This window comes from Leptospira alstonii serovar Sichuan str. 79601, from assembly GCF_000347175.1.
In the GTDB taxonomy this organism is placed as follows: domain Bacteria; phylum Spirochaetota; class Leptospiria; order Leptospirales; family Leptospiraceae; genus Leptospira; species Leptospira alstonii.
Genome location: NZ_ANIK01000096.1, coordinates 1 through 12,631, shown reverse-complemented (window position 1 = coordinate 12,631; position 12,631 = coordinate 1). Strand labels below are relative to the sequence as shown.

The following is a 12,631-nucleotide window of genomic DNA, read 5'->3' as shown; positions in this document are numbered from 1 at the left end:
TAAAAGATCGATAATTGCGGGGCTTACCCCGTAAGTGAAACCGACTCCCACCGAAACCGACAAAAATACTAATAGAACTATCCAACGACCCATTTTCTCCCCCTTTTTTGAGAAATTAAAACGTAACCTTACGATAAACGATTCCATTCATAACCCCGTCGAGCGCCAATAGAAGCGAGACGTTGAGTTTCCTCGAGCGCCAATAGAAGCGAGACGCTTTAGTTTCCTCGATTTGTATATGGATTTTCTAAAGTTCCTACTGATCCCTATAAAATAGAGTACCATCAAATTGAGCACAAATCCTGCGTTTAGGCACATAATTTTGGACACTCTATTATAGTTCTCAGTAATAAAAAGAAACCCGTTGGAATCTTTGAATTTATTTTCATCATTTTCACCTTTTATCTTCCTGTTTGCTTTTTTAGTGAAAACCAAACCTTTCACTGTTTACGATATTCTAATGAATACAAATGATAGTCCGCTTATTCTAAACATATATATGAATTGTATTTGAATTCTGATTCGTATTTTTTTAAAATCCGGATTATTTATTAAATTTTACTTAAGTATTAATTGGGATCGTTTTCGGGTTATTTTTTCATTCAAAAACTTCTATAAAATCCAAAGATAACGATCGAATTTCCGTACGAGTGGGTTTTGCGATCTTCATCAGTTGAAAAAGTCCGTTCTATATCGGCTCCCATCGGATTATATCCGAGCTTTATAAATTCTTAATACGATGGATCGCCCGGAAGTTCGTCTAAATGGAATCCGTAGAAACTCTTACGCTTTAAGTGTTAGGGTTTACTCGGAACTATATAATGTTTTCAGAATTCTGTTTCTAAAACGAAGATTCGTCTTTAAATTTACGGTATTCGATTATATAAGGATCGTCGGATAAGGGCCGAAGGCGGAAAGCTTTATGAGATGTTCAAACCTGTCCTGCAAGAATATTACATCAAAATAGGCAGAGATAGGGTTTTAGGATCTTACTGATCTCTATAAAATTGAGTACCGTTAATTTTTATCGCAAAACACTGCTTCAATGCAAAATATTAGTTACTTGATTATAAAGTTATGAGTAAGGAGCAATCGTCTTTAGTTAAACCTCGAACGACCTGAAACGCGATCTATTGAGAACCATAACCTTACCCACAAGTTAAGAAGATCTTTGGAATAAGAAGGATCAAAAACGCATATTTTTCAAGTGTTCCGACAAGAATGAAACTTTTTACTTGCAAAAAGTATGATTTTATGATAGAGAAAAGCCTCCCAAGCCTTTCTACCAATTTCGTGGCCCGTAGGGAGCGATTCATTGAAATAGGCGTCTCATTCTCTATGGATCATTCGGCGGGGAGTGAAACTTTAGTTCAGGAAGCAATTCACTTTAGTTGCCCGCCCAAAATCAGGGGAAACTAAGGCGCAGAGATTTTAATAAATCTTCTCCATCATGTCGCCTAACGTTCATTTGGCGAAACTTACTTCACAATTAAAATTGAAAGTAGATGAACGGAAGTTCCAGATCCGGAGTTAGAAGCCCCAGGACGATCGCGATGATCGGATAGGATGCAAATTCGAGCCATACGGGAGGATTCCATTCTTTCTTTTTTTCAAAGATGAGATAACCGAGCCACTGACCGGCGATCACACAAAGGATGACCGGAATTCCGGTCTTCAACATATAAGGACGTAAGCCGCCTTCGGAGTAGACGAACATCTTTTTCAACATCGTCAATTCCTTGGCGATCGATTCGGAGCGAAACCAAGTTCCCACCGCGACCGAAACAAAACAGGTAAGAAAGATTTGGATCGGAGCTAAAACCCTATCCGGAAGAATTTGAATATTAGGAAAATGTTTTTCCCTCAGACTTCTGTATATCGCTTCGATCAACAAAAGGGTTCCTTGACAACTTCCCCAAATGAGAAACGTCCAAGCGGCCCCGTGCCAAAAACCCGCCGCAAACATCGTAAACCAAAGATTGAATCTATGTCGGAAAACTCCCGCGCGATTTCCGCCCAGAGAAATATATACGTAATCCCTGAGCCAGGTGGAAAGTGTGATATGCCATCTCCTCCAATGTTCCGTTATACTTCTCGCGATAAAAGGCATACGAAAATTTTCCGGAAGTTCGTAACCCAAAAACAAGGCGGAAGCGTAAGCCATATCGGTATAACCGCTGAAGTCGCAATAAATTTGGATGAGGAATAAGGTCGCAGCCAACCAAAGAGCCGCGGTTCCGAAGTTTGCCGGATCGGCGAATATTTTTTCTATGATCGGAGCCGCGTTATCCGAAAGCACGACCTTTTTGATATAACCCATTATGAAATAACGGATCGCTTTCCTAAATTGAATATCGGTTAAATTTTTAACCGTATCCATCTGAGGAAGAAAGGTCCTCGCAGTAACGATCGGGCCCGCGACAAGCTGAGGGAAAAAAGATACGAATAACGCGAATCGTAGAAAACTTTTTTCGGGAAGGATCTGCCTCCGATACACGTCGATCGTATAACTCAAGGATTGAAACGTATAAAAGGAAATCCCTACGGGAAGGATGATATGTAAAATCGGAAGCGCGTTCCTCACTCCGAAATGTCCGAGGAATAAATTGAAGGAGTCCGCAAAGAAATTATAATATTTGAAAAAACCCAGAATGAATACGAGATTCAAAACCAAACTGACCGTAATCAGAATGAATCTGTTTTTTGGATCTTCGGAGGAATGGATTTTTGCGGCGAGAACGAAATCAATCACGGTGGAAAGAAGTATCAATCCGCCGAATCTCCAATCCCAACTCATGTAAAAATAATAACTGACAACGAGAAGGAATAAATGAGTGAGAGAAAGTGTCTTCGTATTATTTTTGAAAAAATACGGAATCACATACCAATAAACGAGGAATACGAAGGTAAAAAATATGAAAAATTCTAAAGTAGGAAAAAGCAAACCTTTCGCTCCCGGTACTCCCTCTATCTTTTTTCAAACGTAGATCCGGTCAAGGAATTATGATCCGAAGTTCTCATACGTCCGACTCGAATTTCCTTTTTGAAAAAAGAAAAACCTTGCATAATTTTCAAGGAAACGATTCAATTTTCAAAAATTCGATATAAGGAGTTGTCCTTTCAATGCAACAAAACAAATTTCGTAAGGCGATCGTAGCGATCCTTGCCCCGATGATTCTTCTCGTTTCTTTCGCGAATTGTTTCGGTAAGTTTGCGATCGTTAAAAAAGTGTACGACGTAAACGAAAGTTTTAATATCGGCAGCGGCTTGTTGGCAAAATTCATTAAGACTCTCGTAATGTATTTTCCTTTCAGCATTCTTTATTTCGTAGGATTCTTTTTCGATTTAATACTTTTCAACTTAATCGAATTCTGGTCCGGTAGCAACCCGGTGGGTTACAACGAATACGACGAAAACGGAAAATACGCTAAAACCTACGAAGAAAACGGAGAAAAACTTTTACTGAGTTATTCCGATTTCGGAAAAAGATTGGATATTCAACTCGCAAAGGAAGGGAACTCTCAGAATCTGATCGTTCTGCGCGCGGAACCCGGAAAATTCTTCGTGGAAAAGAACGGCAAATTGGAAGAGATCGTCGTTTCTTCCGAAACCGTAGGATCGAAAACGATCTTAAAAATGGCGGAACAAGGCAAGTTGAAGTCTAGCAAAGTAATCGATACAAAAACGTTAACCGACTTGGAAGCAAAACTCGTTTCCGAATCTCTCTAAATTTTTTCCAATCATCGGGGAAAACTCCCCGATGATTATCCAACGCCCATAACCGCGAGTGAGTCGATTACTGAGCCGCCCTCAATCGATCCGGAATTTTCAACACTCCGTATTTACCGATCTTCCTTTTTGCAAACCAACCCTGATTCACTTCCAAAGCATACAAAACCTTTTCGCTCGAATGATACAGTTCCGTCGTTTGATTGGGTTTCATATCGTGTATGTCGGTGATTCTTTTGTCTGGATTGAAATACGCGATGCTGAGCGGAATCCGCGTATTTTTCATCCAAAAACTCAAGTATTCCGGTTGTGGGAAAACGAAAAGCATTCCTTCGTTTTCACCCATGAACTTTCGGTACATCAAACCTCTGGCGCGGTCCGCGGGTGTGTTTACTACCTCCACCAGAACGGGATGTTCGTCCACATAGATCGTGATTTTTTCCAGATCCTTAGAACCAACGTTGTATGAAACGGCGAAAAATAGAACGATGTTAAAAAGAATTTTAAATCTGAACAAGGACAAAGTTTCTCCTTCGATATACGCGTCTTTAACGATACTCAACAAGTCCTTCCCGGAGGGATTTGCACCGAGTAATTGTAATCTTTTATAAGAGCTTGTAGGAGTTCCGACAAAAATTTTACTCGAAAATCGCCGTTGCAAGAAATACGAATCCGTGATAAAGAAATGTCTCCCGATATTTCTCAACATCCGATTCAGGCTGAGATGCACCGGTTATTCACGGCAAAGTTGTCGGAACATTCTTACGTTCGAATGATTTAAAACCGAGCCGGTCTTTTTTCCAAAAACGCGGTCATTCCCTCTTTGGATTGACCTCCGTCAAAACAAGCCCCGAACGCTTTCTCTTCGATGGAAATTCCTTCTTTCAAAGAAACGTCCAAACCTTGTTGGATCGTTTTTTTAACTCTTTCGATCGCCTGAGGTCCTTTTTTCAGAATGGAGTTCGCAATCGTTTTAGAAAAAGCTAATAGATCCTCTCCTTCCTTTACGAGTTTATTGAGAATTCCGATCCTATATCCTTCCTCCGCCGTGATCATATCGCCGGTAAACACAAGTTCTATCGCTCGCGCGTAACCGATCAATCTCGCGAGTCTTTGTGTTCCTCCGAAACCGGGAATCAGTCCCAAGGAAACCTCGGGTAATCCCAACTTTGCCTTTTCCGATCCGACTCGGATATCGCAGGCGAGAGCGAGTTCCATTCCCCCGCCGAGGGAAAATCCGTTGATCGCGGCGATCGAAACGATTCTGGATTGATGCAATTTTTGGAATACTGCGTTTCCCAGTTTGGAAAATTCCTCTCCTCCGGAAACGTTCAAGTCTTTCATTTCGGCGATATCGGCTCCGGCTACGAATGCCTTACCTTCTCCGGTTACGATGAGAACTCGAATGTCCTTATCGTTTTCAAGCGCGTCCACTTCCCGGCCGATTTGAGTCAGAACTTCCCGATTGAGGGCGTTCAAAGCGGAAGGTCTTTGGATCGTAAGAATTGCGATCGGGCCTTCCTTGATTACGTTGATTGATTTTTCACTCATTTATTTTTTACTCCACTTCCACGATGAGGAAGAGAGTATCGTCCTCCAGCGCTACGTCTCCGAAAAAGTTTTCGACCGCCTTTTGCACGTTCGCCTTAAAGACGCCCAGATCTTTTTCGAATCGGTTCTCATTCAATATTTCAAGAAGCCCTTCCGTTCCAAGAAGTTTTCCGTCCCGATTTTTGTTTTCTATCAAACCGTCCGTATATAAAAAGAATCGATCCTGTTCCACAAGCGGAAGTTTGATCTGTTCGGCAATCGGCTTTTTGATCCCGAAACCGAGAATCGCACCTTCGGTTTCCACCTCGTAAAATTCCCTCGTAAAAGATCCGTGGATTAAATACGGATGTCCCGCATTCGAAAAAGTAACTTCTCTGGAAATAAAATCCAAAAACATATAAATCGCGGAAGCGTGATAGGATTGAAATTGTTTTTGCAGAGAATCGTCTATATAATCCATCAAACGGGAAGGATGTACTTTCAAAATGTAGGGCATCGTCGAAACCATAATCTTAACCATAGAAGCTACGAGCGCCGAAGCGATCCCGTGTCCCGCGATGTCCGTCAGAAAAATTCCAGTGTTTCCCTCCCGGAGTTGAACGAAGTCGAAAAAATCCCCTCCGATATGATTGGGTGTGATCCTCATCACCTCGTATCGAATCCCCTTGATACTCAGCCTTCCGGGAAACAGATTTTCCTGAACCTGTTTTGCCACGATGAGATCCTGTTGTATGTATTTGTATTCCAGATCGAGTTCGGACGATATCGAAATCAGTCTTTTTACGATGATAACCGAAGAAGTCCCGATGACGATACAAAGTCCGTAAACCACGTCCGGCACAAAAAGGATTCGCGGAAAGTCCTCGAGTCCGAGTTCCATCCTTTTGATGGAAACGAAAAAGATATGCAGACAAATCGCTATCGTTCCGGTCAAAAGACAGGAACCTTTTTTCAATCGGAACATCTGGAATATTACGATTAAAGATATTAGCAAAAAGTAATTATTATAGATTTGAAGACTTTCCAAATCCTGAAAACGATAGAAGGATTCGTGAAATAGATTCATCATCAGAAAGATGATGCCGACGTTCGAAATATGGATCACCCACGAGAGAAACCTCTCCTGAAAGGAAAGTACAAAACTCATCACGTTGACGAGAAAGACGATTCCCAGATAAAGAACTCCCCTTGGCGAACTCCGAACTTCCGGTATCGCAAGAACGGGATACATCATAAAATGAAGCAGAAACGCGAGACGTATAAACGACTGATCGATCCTTGTCTGATCCTTCCAAGATTCGGCTTCGCTATAATTGAATTCCCTTTCAAAAAACGTGAAAGGATTTAGGAAACCGGATTTGAATTTACCGAATTGTTTTATCCAGGTCATAACGAGTGATTTCCGATCCGGAAAGATAAATTTTTAGATTCCAACCCGACTCCAAGTAACGATCCAGTTTTTCCGAAATTTCCAGCGCCTCTTTTTCATCGTTCACTTTGATAAAAAAAGAAGACGATCCGGCTTTGTAATTATACGGATATCGTTCGTTTAACAAAAGAGAAACTCTGATATGATCGGTTCGAGTTTCTATCACGATATGAGAGACGTGTTTTCGATTGATAATTCTTTCCTGAATGGAAAGGTTCCAAGGGTTCGTCTCTGCGGACTCAAGTCGACCGAATAAAAAAAGCGCAGGTAAAAGGAAATGGAACATCTTCGTTTTTAAATTTCCCGATCCTTGGAAATTTTGTGGTCCAAGTTTACAAGCCTCCTGAATAAGCGCAAACCATTCCGGTCGAAGGCTTTTTTTTTTCAAAACGACAAGCTTCCGGTTTACTTATTTTCGGGACTTTGGAAAAATCTTTCCTATGTTTTTACTCGACGACACTTTGAAAAAAAAAATCCGAACGTTTCGGATCGTATCCGTCCTTTTCTTACTCTTTTTTTGTAAACCTTCGGGAAATAATCCGTATTATCCGCTTTTTAAAGATCACCCGATCACAAAGGTCGAACGTTATTCCTTATCCGAAGGTTGGGAACGCAGAATCGCAGGTCTTAACTCGGACGAACAAAACTTTCTCCGGGAAATGAATCGGATCGACGGTTTTTCCGATTCTCCGCAAGCGGAAATCGATTTGGAAATTTGGAAGAATCATATACGGGCCGTTCGAAAGTCCCTTCCGAATTCCGTAAATACCTGGCTCGATCGGTCCCTCTTTCGAGTGATTCTTTGTAAAAATTTGGGAAGTACGGGACTCAGTTCTTTCGTTTACGACGGTGAGATTTCCGTGGGCGGCGTGATCTTTTTAGATACGGACCTATTGACCCAGACCGCAAACCGATGGATCACCAAAAAAGAAAATTCTCCCTTTGCTTCCGGGAACGTTCAGATCCAAGTAAGAATCGAATCGGATTCCCGAGACGATATCTCGACGGCGATCGAATACATTTTGTTACACGAAGTCGGTCATATCATCGGCGTTCAGAAAAAAATCGTTCCCGATTTTCGGGAGAAAAATCGAAACTTTAGTACATTCGAATTTTCAAAGGGGATTTGGGAAACCGAAAACGTTTCGTATTTGGATTCGTCGTTTCCGATTCGAAAGGAAATCCGATTCTATTCCTCCCAACCGATCGACCTCAAAAACAACTGGATGAAGATTTATCCCGCCTTGGAAAAAACTCCCTTTCCCACTCTTTATTCCGCGACAAACGGAGACGATTTTTTTGCGGACTCGTTCGTTTCCTACGTCCATACAAAATTACAAAAGAAAATTTGGACTTTGGAAGTCGTTCAAGACGGAAAAAAAATCTACGAAATGAAAAATGGAATTCAGGAGCCCAGATGTAAAAAACAAATGGAATTTTTGGACCGCCTTTTTTTAGAGATGCGTTCGGATTAGACTTTTTATCTTAAACGTGAATTCGTGGAGAAAGCTTGAGTGAATCCAGCCCGAGTTTGACCAAAAACGTGGGAACTCCTACTTGCATTCATTATGAGTCTTGTGAAGTTTTGAGACCGGCTCTTAACGTTAAAGTCCAAATTTTATAGAAGTCTCACTCAATCCAGTCCATAGATTTCCGACATGATTCGCGGATCACTTGTCAACTTATCACTTAAAATTCAAATTCCGCATTAAAATTATAAAATACAGATATCTTTATATAATTTCATTCTTAATTCTTAGGAACAAAAAAACCAAAACGGCTTGTTTTTAAAGAACCCGATTTCATTTGCAAAGGGTTTCCTCCCGATTCCTATAAACCTTTCTTTTTTCTCGCATTAAAAAAACGCAATTTTGTCTCAATTCATCCGGATCTATGAAAGATCATTTTTTAATCCGTTTTAAAACTTTCAAAATCAAACAACGTATTCCGTCCTAGAGGAAAAAAGAACGCCGGTTTTAAAATAAATTCTACGTTTCGGTTTGCCGAAAGAAAATGTTTTTCCTAGTTGATTCTTCTCTTTCCTTTCTATTTTTGTTATCTTTTCGGGTCATCTCGACAATCAAAGTCCGAAAATTTGAAATTTCATTTCCGCCTGAAATTCGAAAATTAGGAAATAAAAAATTAATAAAGTGGCAAACGTATGAAGCTTAAACTTAAATTTTACCTGCTGTTCTTGTTTTATCTGTTCTTTTGTTTTGAGTTTTCTTTGCTCGCCGCCGATATCGTTCGTTTAAAAAACGGTTCCGTACATCGGGGTAAGATACTTTTGGAAGACGATGAGAAAGTTTTTCTTGCGGAGCACGACGATTATATCCGTTACATCAACAAGGATAACGTGCTCAGTATTACGTACGAAAAACTCCTGGACAAAAATAAAAATGCGTTCGTCGCTTCCGATAAGGATAAACCCGCAAAATCCGAATCCGCCCCTCGTACGAATTCTTATTCCGGAATCGCAACCCCGATCGAAAGAGAACCTCCTCACGCCAATTCTCAAGGAACCGATACCACCGTCGACGTGACTCACGAGATCGTAACGGACTTTATCTGGAGGGGACTCAGTTTTTCGGGCGAGATGGCAAATCGTCGTAGAAACGACAGTTATACCTCCACTACTTTTGTTCCCTCCTATCAACCCACGATCGATATCAATACCCCTCTAAAAGGTTTTAAAATTCAGTTCTGGGGTAACTTTCAGTTATCGGAAAGAAACGATCGAAGCAACGACGGACGTTTGCAATTGTTTCCGGGAGGCCCGGGTCCGGCCTATGCAGGACAGCCGTTTACCGCTCCCGATCCGGATCTTCTCAATCAAACTTGTGTGTACGATACTCAGAACAATGTGATGAACGGAAACTACGCGACCGGATCGACTTGCGGCGGACTTGTTCCCAAATCTTACAAGGAACAGAACGGAATGAAACGAGCGGACGGTTTATTTTACGCGTTCTATTATTCTTTCGAAAAAACCAGCTGGGGAAAATTTACGGTCGGGACCTGGTTCTACAATACGTTTCATAAAAACCCCGCGTACGTTTCAGCTACATTAGGAGGTTATAATTCTCTTGCGGCTCAAGGAGTTTCGAGTTCGAACAATACCTCAAATCAGGTGACGAGACTCGCTTGGCAGGAATACTATATCTTTTGGCAACTTCCCGAAATTTCGTTTCTTCCTTTTATCGCCTATCTGACTCCCACCCTTTCCTTTTATACTCAGATGAGCCAGGAGAACGCGGGTTTGGCCGCGGGGAAAAATTATCTTTCTCTTTATATGAGTCACGAATATTTCAAAGACGAATTTTTTAGAATCACTCCCGCCGTCAACGTAGGATACGAAATGTCCAACAACATCGTGGACAACCGTTACGGGATTCAGGATATCACCAGCAGCCTGACGTTTTATTTCGGAAAATTCTTCATCAAAGGAAATCACGTATATAGACCCAATCTGTATATGTACGATACGGACAATTATTACGGAGCCACGGGCGGCTACGTTAACCGAAATTCCAAGGACGGTCTGATCGTGGATCCTTCGAAAGTAAACGGTCCCGTAAATCAGTTTTTATTGGATCAGATCGCAAGTAGTCCCTTGATTCCGGACGCCGGAGACGGCTCCTTGAGACAGTTGATCAGAGACTCGTATTTATTGCAGAAAATCCCGGCGCATTTATTTTGGTTCAGCATCGGATTTTCGCATAGTTTTTAAAATACAAATGGAAGAGGAAAATTCATGAGCATCCGGTTTAGAATTTCGTTTTATCTGGCGCTCGTACTCATGGCGGGAAGCCTTACGATCACCGCCATCAATGCGATCACAACTTATTTTAAACTTACGGAGGACATCAAAGATTCTTCCTCGATGGTCGCTTTTCGGTACGCTTTCGAAATCCAGGATTTTTTCGATAAGGCCTTAGGCGGATTAAGAGGACTGGAGTTCCAACTTTCACACGCGAGACCTACAAGAGAAGAAACGATAGAAACCTTGAAAGACCTCGTCAATTCCGATCCGAATTACTTCGGCTCCTGGTGTGTTTTTGAGCCGGGAAAGTTCGACTCGAAGGATTCTCAATACGTAAATAAACAAGGTTACGATTCCACCGGAAGATTCATTCCTTACCTCAATAAATCGGCGGGTCCGGATCAACCCCTTGTACTCGAGCCGGTGATCTACTACGAAAATCAGGACGTAAGCGGATACTTTTATAATATTCCAAAAAAAACGGGGATCGACTTTATCGCCGATCCTTTCGCTTATCCGGTATCCGGCAAAGAAGTTTTAATGATTTCGGTGGTAAAACCGGTGCGTAGAAACGGAGAAGTCGCCGGAGCCGTAGGTATGGACATCGCAATGAAAAACATGCAGGAGATGTTGGCTCCGATTCGTCCTTATCAGGGGGAAGGATACGTGAACCTGATTTCACCGGGAGGTTTTTACGCGGCAAACGGTTTACAACCCGAACTCGTAGGAAAAGAGATTCAAGATCCCGAATGGAAAAAAATGATTTTAGAAGGAAGCAAGAAAAAAGAGATCCAGGTCTATGAAAAAAACAAGGCCATTCATTTTTTCTATTCTTTCTATCTCGGAAATTACGATAAAAAATGGATTTTGGAAGTCAGCGTTCCCGACGACATCTTTTGGAAAAATCTGTCCTTGATCATTCTGGAAACCATAGCCACCTCCTTGGTCACGATGATCGCCATCGTAATCGTATTTAACGTAATATTCAAAAAATTGATTACGAACGGAATTACCGCCGCAATCTCCTTTTCCGAGGAAATTTCATCCGGAAATCTGATCGTAGATAATAAGTACGAACGTAAGGACGAAATCGGAAAACTTCTTCTCTCCTTGGACCATATGAAGAACAACATCAAAAAGATCATCCTTGAGATCAAAGGTTCTTCCGAATCCTTGAATTCCACTTCGGATCAGATGGCGGAATCGTCCAAAAGTTTTTACGACGTCGCACAGGAACAAGCCTCCGCATCGGAAGAGTCTTCTGCGGCGATCGAGGAACTGGCTTCCTCGGCGGAGAACGTGGGTACGTCGATGGAAAAAGCGATTTCGCACATGAAAGACATCGACGGAAACGTGATTCTTTTGAAGGAACAGATCGCAAAAATCAACGAAGAGATGAAATCTCTCGCCTCTCTCGCAGGCGAATCGCAACAACAGGCGATCACCGGAGAAAGTTCCATGAACCAATCCACAAAGGCGATGGACGAAATCGGGGACAGCGCTTCTCGGATCAACGAAATCCTTTCCATCATCACGGACATCTCCGAAAAGACCAACTTACTCGCGTTAAACGCCGCCATCGAAGCCGCACGAGCCGGAGAGGCCGGAAAAGGATTTGCGGTTGTTGCGGAGGAAATTTCCAAACTCGCGTATCAAACTTCCAACAGCGTTCAAGAAATCGGACAACTCGTGGAATCCACGAACCGAGCCGTTATGAACGGAACCGGCAAGGTTAAGGAAGCGTCCGGAATTCTGGCAAAACTCAGAAGTTCCGTGGATATGTTCGGAGTTTCGGCTAAGAACGTTTTGGATTCGGTGAACACTCAGGAAAAGAATACGGAGAAAATTCATCAGAGTGCGAGTTCACTCATGAGTTTCAGCCTTCAAATCGAAGGAGCCGTTCAGGAACAAAGACGGGCTTCGGGCGAAATCACAAAAACGATCCTAAGTATCTCGGACGGAACTCAAGAGATCGCAAGCGGCGCGGACGACTTAACCGGATTTTCCAAGAACATGCACACTCAATCGGAAGGATTGTTACGCCTCATCAACCAGTTTAAGATATAGCGAGCGATCCATAGATTAGTATGATTCTTGGACGTAAGACAGCTCGAAGTGTGATATTCTTGATTCGACGGAGTCAAGAAGGCCGATGGCAG

Annotated in this window: 9 protein-coding genes; 4 read left to right on the top strand and 5 right to left on the bottom strand. The window is 42.1% G+C overall.

What is annotated here, in order from left to right; genetic code table 11:
* Positions 1-1,489: 1,489 nt before the first annotated feature.
* Positions 1,490-2,944, bottom strand: coding sequence for an MBOAT family O-acyltransferase (locus LEP1GSC194_RS17435; RefSeq protein WP_020774816.1), 1,455 nt, complete (start codon positions 2,942-2,944; stop codon positions 1,490-1,492).
* A 179-nt stretch (positions 2,945-3,123) separates the two neighbouring features.
* Between LEP1GSC194_RS17435 and LEP1GSC194_RS17430 the strand changes: the two genes are divergently transcribed.
* A complete protein-coding gene (locus tag LEP1GSC194_RS17430; RefSeq protein WP_020774821.1) occupies positions 3,124-3,729 on the top strand; it encodes a DUF3332 domain-containing protein in 606 nt (201 codons plus the stop codon).
* A 67-nt stretch (positions 3,730-3,796) separates the two neighbouring features.
* Here the strand turns inward: LEP1GSC194_RS17430 and LEP1GSC194_RS17425 are convergent, their stop codons facing one another.
* From LEP1GSC194_RS17425 to LEP1GSC194_RS17410, 4 genes are all read right to left on the bottom strand, one after another.
* A complete protein-coding gene (locus LEP1GSC194_RS17425) occupies positions 3,797-4,267 on the bottom strand; it encodes a DUF192 domain-containing protein (RefSeq protein WP_408605340.1) in 471 nt (156 codons plus the stop codon).
* A gap of 239 nt (positions 4,268-4,506) precedes the next feature.
* A complete protein-coding gene (locus LEP1GSC194_RS17420; RefSeq protein WP_020774819.1) occupies positions 4,507-5,280 on the bottom strand; it encodes an enoyl-CoA hydratase-related protein in 774 nt (257 codons plus the stop codon).
* 7 nt (positions 5,281-5,287) lie between these two features.
* On the bottom strand, positions 5,288-6,670 hold the full coding sequence (locus LEP1GSC194_RS17415) for a PP2C family protein-serine/threonine phosphatase (protein WP_017809749.1): 1,383 nt from the start codon (positions 6,668-6,670) through the stop codon (positions 5,288-5,290).
* Positions 6,645-6,995 (bottom strand): hypothetical protein, encoded by a 351-nt coding sequence (locus tag LEP1GSC194_RS17410; protein WP_036043600.1) that lies wholly within the window; start codon positions 6,993-6,995, stop codon positions 6,645-6,647. Before LEP1GSC194_RS17410 ends, LEP1GSC194_RS17415 begins: the two co-directional genes overlap by 26 nt.
* A 154-nt stretch (positions 6,996-7,149) precedes the next feature.
* Between LEP1GSC194_RS17410 and LEP1GSC194_RS17405 the strand changes: the two genes are divergently transcribed.
* The 3 genes from LEP1GSC194_RS17405 to LEP1GSC194_RS17395 all read left to right on the top strand — a co-directional run bounded on the left by LEP1GSC194_RS17405 (position 7,150) and on the right by LEP1GSC194_RS17395 (position 12,539).
* Entirely contained in the window at positions 7,150-8,184 is a 1,035-nt protein-coding gene (locus LEP1GSC194_RS17405; protein ID WP_020774813.1) for a hypothetical protein, read from the top strand.
* 686 nt (positions 8,185-8,870) lie between these two features.
* A complete protein-coding gene (locus LEP1GSC194_RS17400) occupies positions 8,871-10,439 on the top strand; it encodes an LA_0442/LA_0875 N-terminal domain-containing protein (RefSeq protein WP_021064361.1) in 1,569 nt (522 codons plus the stop codon).
* 24 nt (positions 10,440-10,463) lie between these two features.
* Positions 10,464-12,539, top strand: coding sequence for a methyl-accepting chemotaxis protein (locus LEP1GSC194_RS17395; protein WP_020774818.1), 2,076 nt, complete (start codon positions 10,464-10,466; stop codon positions 12,537-12,539).
* Positions 12,540-12,631 lie beyond the last annotated feature (92 nt).

Excerpts from the sequence above, each read along its gene's own strand:
- LEP1GSC194_RS17405 (WP_020774813.1), top strand. The coding sequence starts at position 7,150 with ATGTTTTTACTCGACGACACTTTGAAAAAAAAAATCCGAACGTTTCGG.
- LEP1GSC194_RS17430 (WP_020774821.1), top strand. The coding sequence starts at position 3,124 with ATGCAACAAAACAAATTTCGTAAGGCGATCGTAGCGATCCTTGCCCCG.
- LEP1GSC194_RS17395 (WP_020774818.1), top strand. The coding sequence starts at position 10,464 with ATGAGCATCCGGTTTAGAATTTCGTTTTATCTGGCGCTCGTACTCATG.
- LEP1GSC194_RS17420 (WP_020774819.1), bottom strand. The coding sequence starts at position 5,280 with ATGAGTGAAAAATCAATCAACGTAATCAAGGAAGGCCCGATCGCAATT.
- LEP1GSC194_RS17415 (WP_017809749.1), bottom strand. The coding sequence starts at position 6,670 with ATGACCTGGATAAAACAATTCGGTAAATTCAAATCCGGTTTCCTAAAT.
- LEP1GSC194_RS17410 (WP_036043600.1), bottom strand. The coding sequence starts at position 6,995 with ATGTTCCATTTCCTTTTACCTGCGCTTTTTTTATTCGGTCGACTTGAG.
- LEP1GSC194_RS17400 (WP_021064361.1), top strand. The coding sequence starts at position 8,871 with ATGAAGCTTAAACTTAAATTTTACCTGCTGTTCTTGTTTTATCTGTTC.